The organism is Bacillus sp. AFS023182 (genome assembly GCF_002560575.1).
Lineage (GTDB): Bacteria > Bacillota > Bacilli > Bacillales > Bacillaceae_G > Bacillus_A > Bacillus_A arachidis.
The window spans coordinates 1-17,586 of sequence record NZ_NTRO01000091.1 but is presented as its reverse complement, the minus strand read 5'-3'; the positions used below and the strand labels follow the sequence as shown (position 1 = coordinate 17,586).

General features: G+C 36.4%; 20 protein-coding genes and 1 pseudogene. All 21 read left to right on the top strand.

Features of this window, described 5'->3' with window-relative positions:
• Positions 1-1,108, top strand: a pseudogene (locus CN288_RS26015) (VirB4 family type IV secretion system protein); the annotation flags it as partial.
• Positions 1,109-1,207: 99 nt separating this feature from the next.
• Positions 1,208-2,230, top strand: a complete 1,023-nt coding sequence (locus tag CN288_RS26010; RefSeq protein ID WP_441296575.1) for a bifunctional lytic transglycosylase/C40 family peptidase — start codon at positions 1,208-1,210, stop codon at positions 2,228-2,230.
• Between the two features lie 49 nt (positions 2,231-2,279).
• On the top strand, positions 2,280-2,879 hold the full coding sequence (locus tag CN288_RS26005) for a MerR family transcriptional regulator (RefSeq protein ID WP_098303450.1): 600 nt from the start codon (positions 2,280-2,282) through the stop codon (positions 2,877-2,879).
• A 21-nt stretch (positions 2,880-2,900) separates the two neighbouring features.
• Positions 2,901-3,773, top strand: coding sequence for a hypothetical protein (locus tag CN288_RS26000; protein WP_098303449.1), 873 nt, complete (start codon positions 2,901-2,903; stop codon positions 3,771-3,773).
• 247 nt (positions 3,774-4,020) lie between these two features.
• Positions 4,021-4,278 (top strand): hypothetical protein, encoded by a 258-nt coding sequence (locus CN288_RS25995; RefSeq protein ID WP_098303448.1) that lies wholly within the window; start codon positions 4,021-4,023, stop codon positions 4,276-4,278.
• Entirely contained in the window at positions 4,275-5,483 is a 1,209-nt protein-coding gene (gene mobP2, locus CN288_RS25990; RefSeq protein ID WP_098303447.1) for a MobP2 family relaxase, read from the top strand. Before CN288_RS25995 ends, mobP2 begins: the two co-directional genes overlap by 4 nt.
• A complete protein-coding gene (locus CN288_RS25985) occupies positions 5,480-5,947 on the top strand; it encodes a hypothetical protein (protein ID WP_098303446.1) in 468 nt (155 codons plus the stop codon). Before mobP2 ends, CN288_RS25985 begins: the two co-directional genes overlap by 4 nt.
• Positions 5,948-6,041: 94 nt before the next feature.
• Positions 6,042-6,323 (top strand): hypothetical protein, encoded by a 282-nt coding sequence (locus CN288_RS25980; RefSeq protein WP_098303445.1) that lies wholly within the window; start codon positions 6,042-6,044, stop codon positions 6,321-6,323.
• Positions 6,316-8,133, top strand: coding sequence for an ArdC-like ssDNA-binding domain-containing protein (locus CN288_RS25975; RefSeq protein WP_098303444.1), 1,818 nt, complete (start codon positions 6,316-6,318; stop codon positions 8,131-8,133). Before CN288_RS25980 ends, CN288_RS25975 begins: the two co-directional genes overlap by 8 nt.
• Before the next feature lie 93 nt (positions 8,134-8,226).
• A complete protein-coding gene (locus CN288_RS25970) occupies positions 8,227-9,369 on the top strand; it encodes a hypothetical protein (protein WP_098303443.1) in 1,143 nt (380 codons plus the stop codon).
• A 68-nt stretch (positions 9,370-9,437) separates the two neighbouring features.
• The gene (locus CN288_RS25965; RefSeq protein ID WP_098303442.1) at positions 9,438-9,626 is read left to right on the top strand and encodes a hypothetical protein; all 189 of its coding nucleotides are present in this window, start codon (positions 9,438-9,440) and stop codon (positions 9,624-9,626) included.
• On the top strand, positions 9,623-9,745 hold the full coding sequence (locus tag CN288_RS29915; RefSeq protein WP_255260060.1) for a hypothetical protein: 123 nt from the start codon (positions 9,623-9,625) through the stop codon (positions 9,743-9,745). Before CN288_RS25965 ends, CN288_RS29915 begins: the two co-directional genes overlap by 4 nt.
• 29 nt (positions 9,746-9,774) lie before the next feature.
• Positions 9,775-12,429 carry a type IA DNA topoisomerase gene (locus CN288_RS25960; RefSeq protein ID WP_098303441.1) on the top strand — a complete coding sequence of 885 codons (2,655 nt, stop codon included), beginning with the start codon at positions 9,775-9,777 and terminating at the stop codon, positions 12,427-12,429.
• Between the two features lie 75 nt (positions 12,430-12,504).
• Positions 12,505-13,512 (top strand): DUF3991 and toprim domain-containing protein, encoded by a 1,008-nt coding sequence (locus CN288_RS25955; RefSeq protein ID WP_098303440.1) that lies wholly within the window; start codon positions 12,505-12,507, stop codon positions 13,510-13,512.
• Positions 13,505-14,167, top strand: a complete 663-nt coding sequence (locus tag CN288_RS25950) for a restriction endonuclease (protein ID WP_098303439.1) — start codon at positions 13,505-13,507, stop codon at positions 14,165-14,167. The genes CN288_RS25955 and CN288_RS25950 overlap by 8 nt, the downstream gene beginning before the upstream one ends.
• A gap of 315 nt (positions 14,168-14,482) precedes the next feature.
• The gene (locus CN288_RS25945) at positions 14,483-14,785 is read left to right on the top strand and encodes a hypothetical protein (protein ID WP_098303438.1); all 303 of its coding nucleotides are present in this window, start codon (positions 14,483-14,485) and stop codon (positions 14,783-14,785) included.
• A 226-nt stretch (positions 14,786-15,011) separates the two neighbouring features.
• Positions 15,012-15,251 (top strand): hypothetical protein, encoded by a 240-nt coding sequence (locus CN288_RS25940; protein ID WP_098303437.1) that lies wholly within the window; start codon positions 15,012-15,014, stop codon positions 15,249-15,251.
• 26 nt (positions 15,252-15,277) lie between these two features.
• On the top strand, positions 15,278-15,742 hold the full coding sequence (ssb, locus tag CN288_RS25935) for a single-stranded DNA-binding protein (RefSeq protein WP_098303436.1): 465 nt from the start codon (positions 15,278-15,280) through the stop codon (positions 15,740-15,742).
• Positions 15,743-15,943: 201 nt separating this feature from the next.
• Positions 15,944-16,222: an AbrB/MazE/SpoVT family DNA-binding domain-containing protein gene (locus CN288_RS25930; RefSeq protein WP_098303435.1), complete on the top strand. Its 279-nt coding sequence runs from the start codon at positions 15,944-15,946 to the stop codon at positions 16,220-16,222.
• Between the two features lie 167 nt (positions 16,223-16,389).
• A complete protein-coding gene (locus CN288_RS25925) occupies positions 16,390-16,725 on the top strand; it encodes a transposase (RefSeq protein WP_098303434.1) in 336 nt (111 codons plus the stop codon).
• A 22-nt stretch (positions 16,726-16,747) separates the two neighbouring features.
• Positions 16,748-16,936, top strand: a complete 189-nt coding sequence (hfq, locus tag CN288_RS25920; protein ID WP_098303433.1) for an RNA chaperone Hfq — start codon at positions 16,748-16,750, stop codon at positions 16,934-16,936.
• Positions 16,937-17,586: the final 650 nt, after the last annotated feature.

Genomic DNA, 17,586 nt, shown 5'->3' with positions numbered 1-17,586 from the left:
TTTTGCACCAGAACCGATTCGGGGCTTTGATTTTACAGGTGAATTTGAGGGGATTGTACAGGAGTATGACGGGAAACAAATTGCACTGGATGGATCACAAGGGAAAATCAATCCACTTCAAGTATATAAAACGGCTGAAACAGAAGAGGGGTCTTTTACGCAACATTTATCCAAATTGAGTATTTTTTACCGTTTCACTGCGCCAGAAGCGAAAGATGATGAAATTAAAGAGTACGAGAATTTACTTCGTAAAATGTATGTGGAACAGGAATTGTGGAATGATGAACCAGGTGCCATGAATAACATCACAAATTTACCTGTAGAAGAGTATCCAATCCTTTCAGATTATTTATATTTTGTACAGAAAGAATTATATGAAGATATAGACACAGGGAAGCATCGTGCCAATGTGAGTAGTACACGTAAAAAACGTTTAGAATTAATTATCTTAAATTTAACCAATTTAGTAGATAACTTTGGGCACTTATTTAATGGTATTTCAACAATAGAAGATTACTCAGAAGAGCAAATCGTCTTTTTTTCATTGCGACATCTGATGAGCTTAAAGCCAGAGATTTACCAAGCGCAAATCTTCAATGTTATGAATTTAATGTGGGATGAAATGTTGGAAAATGGAAAACCACAGTGGAAAGCATTTGATAGAAAGGAAATTCAATTTGATGATGTCATTCGTTATCTCGTCATTATGGATGAAGCACATTATCTCATCAATACAAGTGAGCGAAGTCAACATGCAGTGGAGTTTACAATCAAGTTTGCTCGTGAAGCACGGAAATATTTTGCAGGGATTGTATTTGCAAGTCATTCTATCCGGGACTTCGTGCCAGAGGATGCGAGTGTGGCAGCTGTAGAAAAGATAAAGACGCTATTTGAACTTACGCAGTACAAATTCATTATGCAACAAGACAGCAACAACCTCGATATGTTACGGCGGGTGTTTGCGGGACAGATCAGTACAAGTGAACTGAATGAAATACCGTTTTTACCAACAGGAGATGTTCTTTTATGCATCAGTGCCGTGAAGAACATTTTATTTAAAGTCGATGTAACAGAAGAAGAGTTAGCGTTGTTTGGTGGGGGGGCATAATTCATGCATCTTGTACTGAAGATTATTCCGAAAAAGTGGCTCATTATGATTGCCCTGAGTCTACTTTTTCTCCTTGGAACGATTCTATTAGGAGCTACGATGACACTCATTGGCGGAATGGAGGGTAATAAAAAGCAAGGGGATATTACATACCCACAAGGGGGCATAGGGACAGCGAATGTTTCGGCTGAAGTATTGAAATGGGAACCGACAGTTCGAAAGTATGCACAGCAATTTGGTATAGAAGGGTTTGTTCCCTTGATGTTAGCTCAGATGCAACAAGAGAGTGGTGGACGTGGACTCGATCCGATGCAAAGTTCCGAAGGAGCATTTAATACTAAGTACTGTAAAGGGCCCAATTGTATTACGGATCCTGATTACTCCATTTGGGCGGGAGTACAAGAATTTAAGCATGCAATTGAGCGAGCCGGTGTTATGGGACCAGGTGATATGGATCATATAAAAACCGCCTTGCAGGCTTATAATTTTGGAACAGGATTCTTCGATTTCATTGCAAAACACGGAGGTAAATATACAAAAGAATTAGCCATTCAATTCTCCGCAGAGCAATATCAAAAAGAAAAACATACGGGTAAGTATCGTTGTGTAAGACCTGAAATGATTCCTTACGGCGCGTGCTATGGCGACGCACTTTATGTTGATGCAGTGCTGAAATATTATATACCTGGCGTACCAGTAAATGGCGGAGGAAGCGGAGGAGGAGGTTCCTCTGGCTCACAAGTTGCCGATGTGGGTCGTCAATGGATTGGACGTTCCACGTATGTATTTGGTGGTGGACGTAACACAAATGACATTGCAAGAGGGATTTTTGATTGTAGTAGTTTTGTACGCTGGGCATTCGAGCAAGTCGGAATGAATGTAAGCCCAATGGGTTCTGTGAGTACAGAAACCTTGAATAAAATTGGTACACAAATTTCACCAATGGAAATGAAAGCTGGTGATGTGATTTTCTTTGATACGTACAAACATGACGGACATGTTGGTATTGTAATTGACCAGAATACTTTCATTGGTTGTCAAACGAATAAAGGTGTCTCAATCGAAAATTTATCAAATCCATATTGGGGTAAAGTGTTTAAAGGACATGTGAGACGTTACTAAAAAGATAACAAAATTGGATAAGAGATTGCAAGTTAAGGAGGCGGAATCAGTGAGTGAAACGAATGAAAAAGATAAAAGAAAAGTCTGGTTTGTAACGCTTGCAATTGTCATTGCAGGCGTTACTTTTTTGAACATCTATTTGTATTCTCGTAACGATGAAACGGGAGATACAAAGCAATTAAAAGTTCATAATCAGGTGTTACAAACTGAAAATGAAGAGCTGAAAAAGAAGGTAAAAGAAACACTTCCTTCGGAACAGGAACAAGAACGACAATCGTATCTTTCGGCAGTAGAGAAGTTTATTCAGTTATCCTTTCATCGAGAAAAACAGGGATATGAGGAACGAAGAGAACAGGCAAAAAAATTAATGAAAGATGAAGTATTTCAGCTCTTTTATCCAACGGATACATTCGAAATGGGGGACACATACGTATCTAAGCCATCTGATATGAAGTTATACTTACAAGATTATAAGATTGGTGCTTCTCAGGTGGAAGTGATCGCAGAATTTCAAAATACAGTGACGATTGGAGCGAATGGAACAACGGATAAAACGAAAAATGTGATGAAAGTAACGGTGCAAAAAAACCAAGAGAGTTGGCAAGTGACCAATGTAGAAGAATTAGCGGTTCAGATCATTGCATCTTAAAAAAAGTGAGGTGTTAAGTAAATGGAAATTGTAAATAATGGTGTGAATTTAAGGCGTAAAAAATCATGGATATATGGATTGATTGTAGGATTTATGTTTTTTGGTTTTTTCGGTTTTTTCACTTCGAAATTATATTTACCTTATGAAGAACCAGTCTATCATACAGAGCTGAAAAAGTCGGTTGCGTTATTTGGAAATCGAACCATGACAATAGAGAAAAGAGCGTATGATCCAGCTTCTCACACAGTGGAAATGTATCTTCGTGTAGAGGGAGGAGATGGAGAACAATATCAGTTTCAGGCACAGGAAAAAGCAAATCCCAATCTCCAATTACCAGTAAAAGTTGTGTATCAAGATGATAAAAATCTGGTTGTACAAGTGAAAGAATTATCTCCAAAATGGCAAGCGGTTGCCTTGGATGTATTTGAAAAAAACAATCCAGATGTAACAGTAGAGACAAAGCAAAAGACTGAAGAAGAAAAGGAAACTTCAAAGGAAGATGACAAGCAAACATTCTTAAAATCCTTCTTCTCCGATCAAAAGAAAACGGAAATAGAAGAGAACATTAAACAAAAAAGTAAAGGCTCGTATGCAAAAGTATTTATCGGTATGGAACAAAAAATCTTAAAAGATAAAGTAAAACAGTACGATGAAGTCATGAAGCAAGAAATCTCTAAACAAACAGAGTGGCAAAAGCAAATCACGGAATGGAAGAACGATTCTAAGTACCAAACTGAAACAGAAAAAATGGAAACGGATGCGAAAATCAACTCAAAAGAAACGAATATTAGCCAGTCAAAAGAAAAGGTTGAACTATACAAATGGGAGCAAGGACAAGTGAAAGAAAAGATAAAAAAATTAGATGAGAAGGCAAAAGATGTAGAGCAGTTATGAAAAAGGTTAGGTCGACAGCATATCAACATTAAGGGGTTTTAGGTCAACAGCACCTCAACATTTGGGTCTACTGGACATCAACATCAGGTGATTTTGAGTCAACAGTACCTCAACACTTGGGTTGTTTTCTTGTACCCACGGTTTCGCTAGGCTTTGCCTAGCTTCACACCTTAGGTGGGAACAAAAACCCCTTATGCTCTTCTCACTATTTTTAGTGGAGATCCCGAATTTGGAGGAGGAAACGAAAATGGAGGTCAGAGTTCGAAATATGAATCCTGTTGCAGTGAAACGCATTGATGAAATTGCAAAGGCAAAAGGGCTTTCAAGAGATAAATTCTTACGGGGGCAGCTTGAAACATTAGCATTCTATCGTGAACAACAAAATCGTGAATTGTATCTTCAACAACTGATAGAAAAAAATATCTATGCGATGGAAAAATGTTTTGAGGTTGCACAAGAGTTGAACACGTTTTTACAGATGATGACACAGGATGAGGAACAATGAGCCAATCAACAACTCCTTCACAAGAAAAGGTGACGCCTGGTGTGGTGACAGTGTCTCGTTTTGTTACGGCAGATGGAAAAACGTTTCAAGATTATGTGGAGTATGTAGACCGGGAAGATGCGAAAAGAGAAGGGGAAGCACATGGGAAAATGTTTTCTCTGTACCAAGATTATATGGGAGATTCAGAGAAGACATCCTCCCTCTTCACAGAGTATAGTAACGGTTTAAAGGAAAATGAAAAGAAAGACCTAAAAAAGATGTTTCAGCTCGCTCAAAAGAATAAGAGTATCATGTGGCAAGATGTTATCACGTTTGATAATCATTGGCTCGCAGAACATGGCATATACGATCCTAGAACACGAACTGTTGATGAAACAAAATTGATGGATGTTACCCGGTTAGCCATGAAAGAAATGTTAAAAAGAGAGAAGCTGGAACATACAGCTATTTGGTCAGGAGCGATTCACTATAATACAGATAACCTTCACATTCATGTCGCAACTGTTGAGCCATTTCCAACGAGAGATCGTGGAAAACGAAAACAAAAAACATTGGATGCAATGAAAGGAAAAGTGGTTCAAAATATTATGGATCGTGGTCAGGAACAAAAACAGATTAACGATTTGATTCGAAAGAATATGGTTGCCAAAAAGAAAGAAGATTCCACATTCACATGGCGCAATCGAGAATTAAAACCATTATTCCAGTTTATTTATAAACGTTTACCAGAAGACAAAAGACAATGGCAATACAGTTACAATACATTGCGCCCCCTTCGTCCTCATCTTGATACATTAACACAAAAATATATTGAGAAGCATCATAAAGAAGATTATAAACAGTTTCTTCAAAAGTTAGATCAAGAAATAGACGTATTAAAGAGAGCATATGGAGAAGGTTCTGGTGATAAGAAGCGATATGAAAATTATAAAGAAAATAAAATAGAAGAGCTTCACAAGCGAATGGGAAATGCGTTTTTACAAGAGATGAAAGCATACGATAAAGAACGACAGCGCATTGATAAAATGTTAGACCGAAAGCCCAGTCAGCGAAAGAACTTTCAACATAATGTTTCGATGCAGTATGCATTAAGAAAAATGGAAGGAGCGTTCAAAAGTGAATATGAAAGTTGGAAAAACCAACGTTACTATGAACGTCTTCAGAGAGAGATCCAACAACAAAATGAGAGGGGATATGAACGATGAGAAAGATTAGGAGAGTGTTTTCGATTGATGAGGAAACAGATCAATATATTACAGCGTATATGGAAGAACATAAAATTCGAAATGGCTATAACGGTGACGCAATTGCCCGAATTTGTAAAGAGCATAAAGAAGCGAAACAGCAAGAATGGTCGCTTCGATATATTACGGAAGTCGTGACCAAACATCTTCATGATGTGTTAAAAGAAGAGCTTACAAAAATCCGACTTGGTACGAATAGTGCTGATAAAAATACTCAAATGTTGATTGAGTTTATGAATGGCATTTATGAGCATGAACAGTATCAAGGAGTTTGTACAACGGATATTGCAGAAACCGAAGCAACAAAACATATAAGAGACGTAGTAGAGGAGAGGATTGCACATAAACGTCAAAAGAAGATGGATTATCAAGCTTCAAAAGGGCAAACAAAAGAAGTGTATGTTCCAGTGGAGGAGGTGAATTGATAAAGAAGGGAGCCATTAGGTAACAAAGTGGTTTATGAGAAAGAATACAATCGTGGATTGAAAATAAATAATTAACAAAAGAGGAGAAGATAAAATGCTATTGTTTCATGAAGACATTGAACTTGGAATTATAAAATCTATTGGTGAAAGAGGAGTTACTTTTCACGTTGCAAATCAAGAAGTTACAATCCCATTAACAGAAGAGGAAGAACAAGAGTTATTTGATTATATTGAGCTTCCAGAAAATGATTTACTTATTCCCATCAACATGAAAACTCATAAAATATGTGTTCCAACAGATTTAGAAACTTGGAATGAAGAAACGATGGATGAATTGATTGAAGCTTCTTCAAAGGGAGCGGAAAACAATGAGTAAAAAGCGTTCCCCTATTTCATTTGAAGAGAAGAAACAAAAAGTAGTAGCACTAACAAAAAAGATGGAAAAGAGCATAGAAGGTTATTTTCGGTCACCAGAAGATTTAAAAGAATACTTATTATTTATGGCAAAGTTTTATCGCTATTCACCATCCAATATTGCATTAATACAGAATCAATTTGAGGGATCCAGAGCCGTGGGCTCCTTTTCTTTTTGGAAAGAAAAAGGATTTTCGGTTAATAAGGGTGAGAAAGGAATACAGATCCTTGTTCCGAACCGGACAACAACAAAATTTAAAGACAAAGCCGGCACTTGGAAACCAGTTGCAAAAGCGAATGAAGAAGAGAAAAAACAGATTAAATCTAAAAGTATAGAAGTGAAACCAGGTCGCCTATATTTTTCTGTCGGCTATGTATTTGATGTGTCGCAAACGAACGCAAAAGCGGAAGATTTACCTCGTATTTTTCCAAATCGTTGGCTAGAAGGAAGTGTGGAAGATTATAAGAGTTTGTACAAAGGAATGGAAGCTATTGCGGAAAATAACGGTGTGAAAATTATTGAGCCAAAACAAGAGCTTGGAGTTGCAAAGGGGGTGAGCTATACCTTAACCAAAGAGGTTGCCTTGAATCCGAGGAATAGTGAATTACAAAATGTAAAAACGCTTCTTCATGAATTAGCGCATGCTAAACTTCATACAGTAGAAACACATATGAATTACACAGCGCCAGAAAAAGAATTTCAAGCAGAAATGACAGCCTTTACGGTTTCCTCCTATTTCGGAATTGATACAAGTCAGTATTCGTTAGGATACTTAGCAAACTGGACGCAAGGAAAAGAGTTAAAAGATAAATCCAAATTGCTAAAAGAAGTACATGAAACGTCTGTGGAATTTATTGAAACAATTGAAAGTACTTTAGATAAAGAAATCAAGAATACAAGAGGAAAAGAGGTAGATAGTATGGCAAAAGCACATTTGATTACAATCGAAGTATTGCGTAAAGATGTGCAAGATATCTATGGTGGAAAAATACACATGATGGATGCTTTTACTAAAGAGATTACTGACATACCAATACGGAAGGAAGAAGAATCAAATCAAGAAGGGTTATCTGTATCTTTAACGGAAAAAAACGGTAGTGTAAAAGATATTCACCTAAATAAAATTTTGCAACCAGATTTATATGAGACAGTCCATAACTCTGTTTTTGATGGGAAAGGAAATTCGTTTGTTGTACATCAAAAAGATGCACAGGTTGATTTAAATGATCTAGTCAAAATAGCAATATATGATAAATGGATACAAAGAGAAGTAGACTTTGTAGATAAAGCTGAGGATCCAAAGGAGTTAACGTTTAGTAAAAAAGAAATAGAGCTATATAAAGAAATGAAACAGGAAGGTTACGCACCAATTGAGTCATTAGAACAAAAGTTACAACCACTTCCTCATACAGCTAAACATGTTACAGCTTCGATGGAGAAAGAATTAAGTGGAAAATATGAGGATTTTAAGCGAGCACAATCTCATGAAACAGTAAACGATATTGATAGTATTATTCATCGTGTACAAGTGGAAGAACGTTATTTTGCAACGAAACATGTAGCAATTGATAATGAGCTTATTACCCAAGAATCTGTTAATCAATTAGAAAGTAAAGTACAAGAAAAGTTGAACAAAGAAGGAGTTACAGTTACGAAGCAGACCGAATCGAAAGTGGCTGATCGGGAAAAACAGTTTGAACCATTCTCGAACTTTGCACAATTCCAAAATGTAGCGAAGAAAAAGAAACAAGAGGTGGAATTAGAGCGATAAATGGCTTGTTAGCACAATAAAATATAAAAAAATTGTTATCACTTATCGTTCAAAACGGAAAGTGATTTTTTATGTTAAAGGAGGAAGGTAAAAATGAGTATACAAGAACAGGTTAAACAAGAAAATGTAAAACATGCACTATATGAGTATGCGATGAATGCGGCTGAAAATGAAAAAGGGAGGTTCCCAAAGGAGAATATGCAGGAGGTGAGAAGAGGTGTCGAGCCAGATGTGACTCGGTTGTCGTTACCTTCTGTTACAAGCGCAATGGACTGGGGGCAAGGAGATATCACAATTGATGTACATCATGATACAGGGAAAGTGAGAGTATATGAACAAGAAATAGATGGTGAGAATTGGTCAAATTCTTCTCTTCGACTTACAGGAGAAAAGCTGTTGTCTGATGTGATGAAAGAACAGGAAGAAAAACCTCAAAAAACACATCAAATTGTAAAAAATATACCGAAAGAATTAGAAACTCGTTACCGAGCATTTGTAGAAGCTAAAAGACAAGAAGATGAATACAATACAGACAGTATGTTGAGAGTGATGCATACAGAAGACAAATATACGACATTACGGAAAACAGCGATTGAACAAGGAGTAATGAGAGAATCATCCATTCAAAGGATGGAAGATAAGGTAGAACAATCTTTTAAACCCCTAGAGCGATTAGAGATAAAAGATAAGGTGATGTTACCAAAAGAAAATCCGAAAGAGTCATATAAAGAATCATATAAGGAACAAGTACTAGAAGAGATTGCCCCTTCTCAGGAGGAACGATATAAAGAGCAGTATAAGGCTGAAGTATTGGCAATGCTGGGAATTGATAAAGGAAAAGAATCAGATTCTAAAAAACAAATATCAAAAGAAATGAAGAAAGAAGATCGTTCAGGTCAACAAGAAGAAAAGTACACAAAAAGTCGCGAAGAACGTGTCAAAGAAATGAAGGAGTTTGAGAAGACACATTCATATCCTGAAGTGTATCGGTTGAAAAAGGAAGCTCTACAGGAGTTAAAAGGAATGAATCTAACAGATTCCCAGCGGGAAAAGTTAGTAAATATTGAAAAAGCCCTAGATCAAGAAAAACAGGAATATGATAAAAATAATAAAAAAGAGTCTAGTCAGGAGAAAGAACCGAAGAGCCAAAATAAATTCGCACAGCTTTTTCATCGGTTTAAAGGTGTGCAAAAGAACGAGCAGCCAAAAGAGGCGGAAATGGAACATGCTAGATAGAGATAGGGTGAGGAGAGTACTGTGAGACAGTGCTCTTCTTCTTTTTCAAAGCGAAAGGAGAGGAAAGGGTGGTAAACATTGTTGAGATTGTAGACATTGATTATACAGGTGTTTGGGCAGAGACAAGGAATGCTGAAGAATTGATTTTTATTTCTTTTCCAAAAGAAAAAATTCAAATGGCACGTGAAATATTGTCAGAGAAAAAACAAATGTATGTGTTCTTACAGAAAGATTGGGAATGGAGAAAGATGTCATGAATCCATGGTTATTTGCTGGCTGTATGTTGCTTGTGACTGTAGCAATGAACATTTGTATATGGGCAGTACAATGCGTGATAAAACGGTTTAAAGTACGAAAAATGAGACGTCAAAATTAGAGACTTACATACATGAGGAGGAATCAATAATGGGAAAAACATTATTTATTGCGGAAAAGCCGAAAGTCGCATACGAATTATTGAAATCACCACGTTTTCGAAATGCAGAAAAGCATATGGGAAGTAAGCCGTATTTTGGATACTTTGAAAACCAACAATATATTATTAGTTGGTGTTCCGGCCATTTGTTGGAGCTGAAGCATCCAGAAGAAATAGATGAGAAATACAAAGAATTTAAATTTGAACACTTGCCCCTTTTGTTAGAGCCGGAATACAAAGTGAAGCAAGATTATATTGAACAAATCAATATTTTAGTAGATTTGTTGAAACGTCAGGATGTAGATCATGTGGTCAACGCTTGTGATGGAGACCGTGAGGGCGAGCTGATTTATCGTGAAATGTATGAATATGCGGACGTAAATAAACGACAATCTCGCCTCTGGCTTGCTTCTTATGAGCCAGCAGAATTAGAGGCAGGATTAAATCGATTAGAGCCAGGGGAACACTATGACGGACTTGCAAATTCAGCAAAAGCAAGGCAATATCTGGACTATCTTCTCGGAATCAATGTGACAAGAGGATGTACAACAAAACTCGCTAAAAATCAGTTTTTATTGGCAACAGGACGTGTACAAATGTGCCTGTTACATGAAATTTGGCAACGTGAGGTAGCGATAGAGAATTATAGGGAACAAACCTACTATAATCTGAAACTTATCACAGACAACAGATTAGAAGCTGTTATGAAGACAGAAGACCAGTTATTAGATCCAGCTCCTTTGCAAAAACTTGGTGCAAAATTAGTTGGTACGGAATTAAGAGTAACAGAGTTTAAAGAGAATACGAGAAGGAAGAAACCCAAATTATTATATAACCTGACGGATCTGTATAAAGATGCCCATGCGAAATTAAAGGTAAGTGCAGAAACCGCTAAAAAACATATTCAGAGTTTATATGAAGAAGGTTGGATTTCTTATCCTCGTTCATCGTCTAGGCATTTGCCAACGGAAAAGGTAGGCAGAGTACAAGAAGTATTCCAAGTTTTGCAGTCTACGAATTATGCCGATCTGGTTCAGCTTGTAGATACACATACCATTACAGAAAAACATGCCACATTTAACGATGAGCTTGTAGATAGTCACTTTGCCATCATCCCGACAACAAAACCATATGACGGGACCAATAGAAAACCATTAGAAACTCAATTATATGATCTCATTGTGAAACGATTTATTGGGAACTTTATGTCACCGGCTGTTTATTTGGTACGTGAGGCACTTTTTATGGACATTGACGAAAACATATACAGTACGAAAGAGAAGGTTTTGCAGGAAAAGGGATTTTTAAGCGTATTTCATGAGGACATGGAAGAAGGTTCTGTGGAAAGCTTTCAAATCCCTTTTTTATATGAAGGGGATACATTCAGTATTGTAAAACATGACTTGATTCAGTCAAAAACAAAGAAGCCAGCATTCCATACAGAAAGTTCGATTTTAACGTTTATGGAGACCGCCGGTCGTAAATTAGATGATGACCATTTAAAAGAGTTAATGAAAGGAAAACGGATTGGAACAGTCGCAACAGAAGAGACGTTCATTCCAAAGCTTGCAACACGAAATTATATCACAGTTACCAATGGCCAAATTCGTACAACGAAAATTGGTCGTGCATTTGTAGAAAAGTTTCCGATAGATGAAATCAAAAATCCAGCTTACACGGCTGAAATGGAAGGGATGATTCATATGATCGAAAAGAAAGAAATGCCCTACGGTAAGTTTGTGGAAAATACAAATACATTTGTGAAAGAAACGGTTGTAAAGCTGGGAGAAACAGAAGAAAAAGTGGCGGATGAAATGATTTTGAATTGGAATCAACAAATTGAAGTATGTCGTTGTCCATGTAAAAAGGGGAAAATCCTTCATAAAGGAAACTTCGATGGGTGCAGTAACTATCCTGAGTGTGAAATTCGCATACCGAAGAAAATTAAAGAAAAAGCCATTCCTGAAGCACAAATAAAAAAGCTATTTGAAAGCAAGAAAACGGATCTGTTAAAAGGTTTTAAATCCGGTGAGAAAGAGTTTTCGGCGTATTTAGTATTCCGAGAAGGTAAAGTACAATTCCAGTTTCCAACGACAGAGGAGCTGTCTCTTGGTAAGTGTCCAGCTTGTAAAAAAGGGGATATTCTTCACCGAAAAACATTTTTTGGGTGCACAGAATATAAAAATGGTTGTAAGTTCATGTTGCCAGCCAAAATCAAAGAAAAAGCGATTCCTCCTTCGCAACTGAAAAAGATTTTGAAGGGACAATGTTCAGACTTCATTCAAGGATTTAAAGGAGACAAAGGGGAGTTTACAGCGGCACTCTATCTTGATAAAGATGGACTAAAATTCCGTTTTCCAACCAAAGATGACCGTACAGTAGGAAAATGTCCGCTCTGTAAGAGCCGAGTGATTATAGGGAAATCTCATTACTTATGTGAGCAATATAAAAAAACATGTGAGTTTATGGTACCAGGAATGATGTATGGAAAGAAAATTAGTAGTAATAATGTGATCAAGTTATTAGAAAAGAATATGACCGATCAAATCAAGGGATTTGAGTCCCAAAAAACAGGGAAGAAATTTGATGCTCGATTATCTTATAGCACGCAAGAAAAACGACTAAAATTCTTATTTGGAAAATAAATGATGTAGAGAACTGATACAAACAGTTCTCTTTTTTTATTCTTGAAATCATTCACAACAAGGGGAGGTGCCTACATGACATATCGACTAGCAGAGGAGGAAGTCATGAAAGCAAAAGATGTGGATCTGTTGTCGTATTTAGAGGACAAAGGGGAGAAATTTCAAAAGGAAGGTAATTATTATCGTCATACCGAGCATGATAGCCTAATTATTCGGGACAATATGTTTGCATGGAATAGCCGTGGAGAGAAAGGATATGGAGCAATTAGCTTTGCCAGAATGTATTATGGTATGTCTTTTCAAGAAGCTGTTCGAGACGTGAATCTTGGTGACTATCCTACTTTTACATCTTCTAAGGAAGGAGAAGCAAAACAAGATGAACCATTTCGTTATCCAGGGCACTTAGAAGTCCAGGACAAACAAGCCATTAAGCACTATTTAACCGATGAGCGGAAAATTGACGCTCGTTTAGTAAATTGGCTGATTGGGCAAGATTTGATTGCGCAGGACAAAAAGAAGAATGTTGTATTCAAATGGCGAGAACAAGGCGGGACAGGAAATATAGTAGGGGCAGAGCGTCAAGGGACAGTTAAGATGGAAAATAGACGGGGTTCTTTTAAACAAATTTTGCCGAATGGAAAACCGCATACGGGATTTATGGTGGATGTTGGGAAACCAACATCCATTTATTATTTTGAGAGTCCAATTGACCTTCTTTCGTATTGGACGTTACAACAAAACAGACTACAAAATGCAAGGTTAGTCAGTATGAATGGTCTGAAAATGAAGACCGTTTTACGCACATTTAAAGAGGCAAAAGATGAAGGTTTTCCCGTGAATCGGATTGTCCTCGCAGTAGATAATGATAAAGCGGGGAAAGAATTTACGGAAAAGATGGGGGCTTTAACGATTAATCCACGTGTACAAATGCACCTTCCTTCCCAAGAAAAAGATTGGAATGATGTACTGAAGAAGGTCATACAATCAACAGAAAAACAGCAACAATCTCATATACAATCGCAAGGACAGCAAAAGAAACAAACGGTGCCAATACAGAAGAAGGAGATGGAACGAAGTGTCTAATGTATTAGAGATACCAGAAATATTACAGCTTTTTTTGTATGGAATGGGTCTTTACATTTTCTTTCATATCTTAAAATGGATTGTTGGAAAAATAGGTGAATTTCGTATTCCGAAGAGGATGGCGAAGTCGGGGATTCGTTACATCGACAAAATGGATGGGTTTCAATTTGAGGTATATTTAAAAGCCCTTTTTCGAGAGCTGGGATACCGCCCAGAGGTCACAAAACGTTCTTGTGATTACGGCGTGGATGTCATATTAAAAGGAAAAAATCGTATTGTAATCCAGGCGAAACGATATGGGATAAAGAATCGTGTGGGGATTCGAGCTGTACAAGAAGTATACGCAGGAAAAGCCTATTACAAAGCAGACGAGGCATGGATTGTGACCAATAGTTTTTTTACGAAGCAAGCGAAAGAATTAGCGCAAGCATGTCAGGTGAAACTTATTGATCGTGTTGAACTTCAGAACTTCATTAACAAAGTGAACCCAGAACAAAAAGCAGAAGACGTGTATCGGCATGTAGAACCTGCAGAACGGAAGTGTCCGGTTTGTAAAAATCAATTAGTCATTCGATATTCACAGAAAAATGATAATAAGTTTTTTGGTTGCACACAATATCCATCTTGTACACACACAGAAGCTATTAATCGATGAGCTGAAAGCCATATTTCAGCTCATTTTGTTATTTTTAGGAATTATTATTTACTTCATTTTTAAAAAATACTTTTACTTAAAACGGCTTCTCACATTCCGTTTTAAGAGCTCTGTCAATGTCTCTTAATGCATTTGTACTCTGTGTTGTAAAAAGATAACTCTGGAGGTTTAAAGGGCTTTATATGTGATTTGTGTATCTAGTAATATTTTATCAGTCATTTTAAATAATTATCAGATAAATACCTTGTAAGGTGTGGTTTAATTGTGCACAATTACCTTATAAGGTATAAAATGTTAAATGGAGGTAAGAGCAAAATGATGCAGAAGGCATTTTTGGTAGTAACAGACTGGGATAACGATCATGGAAGGGGATCACAAGTTGATTTGTTCTTACATGCTTCAAAAGCAATATCACATGGAAAAGAAATTGTAGAGGATTATTTAAAAAAAAGTAAGATTAAAAGAGAATCTTTTACTGGTAAATGGGATGAGTTGCACGAAGATGAGTTTGAAAATGGATATACTTTTGAATCTACGTATGGAGATGCAGTGTTTTATGTTCACGTTTATGAAAAAGAATTCAACGATCAAATGATGGAAAGCAAGGAGGTTATATAAATGAAAATGTGTATTTCCGAATGGTTATCACTGAGCATGGATGTAAAATTAAAATTGATTCGTCTAGCAATTTTAGAAAATCAGATGAAACAAGTAAAATAAAAAACCCTTCATTGCTAAAAAGCATAAAAAGGGTTCTCCTGAGTGATCGTGAAGGGAAATCTTACCCATTTCCCTTCTAAACATATTGTACCACAAAAGCAGAACAACTAAAGGAGCATTCTTTATGAAGGAAATCGAAAAATACATGACACCAATGGAAGCATCTTTTACTTGGGGAATCCCCCGTGAAACATTGAAAGCAAAATATAGTCCATCTAGTATGAATCAGCAACAAGCAGATGATTTGCAACGTATGTTAGATAAGGGGTTAATCAAGTACTTTTTACAACCAGGGGGAAAGCGGAAAGAATGGATTATTAGCCGTCAAGCTATGTCTGAATGGTTTGGTGAACCAAAAAAATAAAGTAATTTAGGGGAGGAAATGAATCTATGTCTTTAAATCGTGTGGTTTTAGTTGGTCGTCTTACGAAGAATCCCGATTTACGCTACACACCAAATGGTGTTGCGGTAGCAACATTTACATTAGCTGTGAACAGACCGTTCATGAACCAGGGGCAAAGAGAAGCTGACTTCATTAACGTAGTCGTCTGGCGAAAGAGTGCAGAGAATGTAGCAAACTATTTAAAAAAGGGTAGTTTAGCTGGTGTCGATGGTCGTCTTCAAACTCGTAATTATGAGGGACAGGATGGAAAACGTGTTTTTGTGACAGAAGTATTAGCAGAAAGTGTTCAATTTTTGGAACCGAAAAATAGCACAAACGAAAGAAGAGAGCAACCATCTCAAAATTCATATGCTTATTCTGGTGTAAGTAGTCCAGGAGCTAATCGAAATGATGATCCGTTTGCAAATACAGGGAATCCAATAAACATATCGGATGACGATCTACCCTTTTAATGGGGGAGGGAATGTATAAAAGGAGGGAACAATAGATGGAAGATACAAAGTATCCCTTGTCACAAAGATGTAAAGAAATTCTTATTATAATTGTAATCTTTTGGTTTATAATGTTTTCTATCTTTGGAGAAAGCTTGTTACAATGAAAAATGACATAGGGTATAAAATATAGAGCTATAGATTATATAAGGGAGAGGTTTCATGAAATCAACAGGAGTAACTAGAAAATTAGATCAATTAGGACGTATTGTTATACCCATCGAGTTAAGGCGCACACTGGAAATTGAAGAAAAGACACCATTAGAGATTTATGTAGAAGGTGAAAAGATCATCTTGAAAAAATATGAAGCTAATAGTGCTTGTGCAATAACAGGGGAAGTATCTGATAAAAATATTGCTTTAGCAGACGGAAAAATTACGCTAAGTCCAGCAGGTGCAGAGATTATAATAGAGCAATTACAGAAGAATCTTGTAAAATAATTGGCTCCTTTCGAGGGGCTTTTTTAAGTTACATCTAAATAATTTCACGTACCATAATTTTAAATAATAAAATTAAACATCTTCCATAGGGGATTCTTCTCCTTTTCTGAATTCAGTGTGCTACGATAATTCTATATTCGCTTTGACAGTAATAAGGGGGCGTGTCTATGAAAAATCATATAAAAGTTAATGGACAGATCCGTCAAACAAATAAGAAATGGTCACATCTCAGACAACAACAAAAAGAACGCATTTCTAATTGGCTTCGTAGGGAATATACAAAATTTGTACAAACGAATCATAGAAGACCTAAAAAATACGAGCATGATGAAATTCTTAGTGAAGTAATGGATCGAATCGAAAAACGTGAAATTTGGATTCCATCTGGTGAAGTAAAGAGATATTATTTAAGTAAAATCGGTAAGTGGTTTCGAAAAATCGAAAGTGAATGGGAATCACAAACACTTCATGATAATAGACAGCAGGAGTTAGAAAAAAGATAAATATAACAAGGGGGCGCATTCCATGCATGATTTACAAGAAAAGATGTTGGAACAATTAAAAGAGAAAAAAGGGGAAGCCACTATATTTTTAAAGAGTGGTGTTCGCATACCGGGACAGATCTTTGCAACAGATAGATTTACCGTCCTAATGATTGTTGGTGGTAAACAACAATTGGTCTATAAACAAGCCATTTCTACAATCGCTACATAATATATACTGGATTTATGTAAATATTTCTCAATATTATATTATTTCCATATAACTTATAATATAAGTAATTCTTTTTATTATTTATATTTTTGTTATTTCCTGTTGCAGAATCCTTAATATAAGGGTTCTTCTTTTTATTTTTTATAAAAAATTTTGTTCCCATAATTTTAAAAATTTCTCTTGTAACCCTTACCTCTATTACTCTCGTACAATTCAGAGGTACAGCTAACGTATTAACATAAAACCCACGCTAAAGAAAAGAAAGCTTGATATAAAAGGTTTCCTTGCGTAACAAAAAGGATTACGATTAATAATGTTACAAATTATTTTTGATACACTATTTTGTTACAACTAAATTGGCTAAATGAAGGCTAACTCTTATTAAAACCTATGTTGTAACAAAAACGTCCATTTTAGTTACAATCCTTAGCGTACAAAAATCAAGGTTTTCACTTCCCAAAAATGTCTTAACGTGGGTTTTATGTCATTTGGTTGGCGGGACCCCATAGGCATCAAGCTAAAATTTTATAGTACCCCCAGAACGAAATTTTGTGCTAACTTGTAACAAAAAGCTTATTTTTTCGTTTTGGAAAACAATGAAATTCTTAAGTTGATGAGCATGTATAGTGACCCCCTAGTATCTAAACTAG

Excerpts from the sequence above, each read along its gene's own strand:
- hfq (WP_098303433.1), top strand. The coding sequence starts at position 16,748 with ATGCATGATTTACAAGAAAAGATGTTGGAACAATTAAAAGAGAAAAAA.
- mobP2 (WP_098303447.1), top strand. The coding sequence starts at position 4,275 with ATGAGCCAATCAACAACTCCTTCACAAGAAAAGGTGACGCCTGGTGTG.
- CN288_RS26000 (WP_098303449.1), top strand. The coding sequence starts at position 2,901 with ATGGAAATTGTAAATAATGGTGTGAATTTAAGGCGTAAAAAATCATGG.
- CN288_RS25955 (WP_098303440.1), top strand. The coding sequence starts at position 12,505 with ATGACATATCGACTAGCAGAGGAGGAAGTCATGAAAGCAAAAGATGTG.
- CN288_RS25980 (WP_098303445.1), top strand. The coding sequence starts at position 6,042 with ATGCTATTGTTTCATGAAGACATTGAACTTGGAATTATAAAATCTATT.
- CN288_RS29915 (WP_255260060.1), top strand. The coding sequence starts at position 9,623 with ATGAATCCATGGTTATTTGCTGGCTGTATGTTGCTTGTGACTGTAGCA.
- CN288_RS26010 (WP_441296575.1), top strand. The coding sequence starts at position 1,208 with ATGACACTCATTGGCGGAATGGAGGGTAATAAAAAGCAAGGGGATATT.
- CN288_RS25995 (WP_098303448.1), top strand. The coding sequence starts at position 4,021 with ATGGAGGTCAGAGTTCGAAATATGAATCCTGTTGCAGTGAAACGCATT.
- CN288_RS25925 (WP_098303434.1), top strand. The coding sequence starts at position 16,390 with ATGAAAAATCATATAAAAGTTAATGGACAGATCCGTCAAACAAATAAG.
- CN288_RS25975 (WP_098303444.1), top strand. The coding sequence starts at position 6,316 with ATGAGTAAAAAGCGTTCCCCTATTTCATTTGAAGAGAAGAAACAAAAA.
- CN288_RS25970 (WP_098303443.1), top strand. The coding sequence starts at position 8,227 with ATGAGTATACAAGAACAGGTTAAACAAGAAAATGTAAAACATGCACTA.
- CN288_RS25985 (WP_098303446.1), top strand. The coding sequence starts at position 5,480 with ATGAGAAAGATTAGGAGAGTGTTTTCGATTGATGAGGAAACAGATCAA.
- CN288_RS25960 (WP_098303441.1), top strand. The coding sequence starts at position 9,775 with ATGGGAAAAACATTATTTATTGCGGAAAAGCCGAAAGTCGCATACGAA.
- CN288_RS25940 (WP_098303437.1), top strand. The coding sequence starts at position 15,012 with ATGAAGGAAATCGAAAAATACATGACACCAATGGAAGCATCTTTTACT.
- ssb (WP_098303436.1), top strand. The coding sequence starts at position 15,278 with ATGTCTTTAAATCGTGTGGTTTTAGTTGGTCGTCTTACGAAGAATCCC.
- CN288_RS25945 (WP_098303438.1), top strand. The coding sequence starts at position 14,483 with ATGATGCAGAAGGCATTTTTGGTAGTAACAGACTGGGATAACGATCAT.
- CN288_RS25930 (WP_098303435.1), top strand. The coding sequence starts at position 15,944 with ATGAAATCAACAGGAGTAACTAGAAAATTAGATCAATTAGGACGTATT.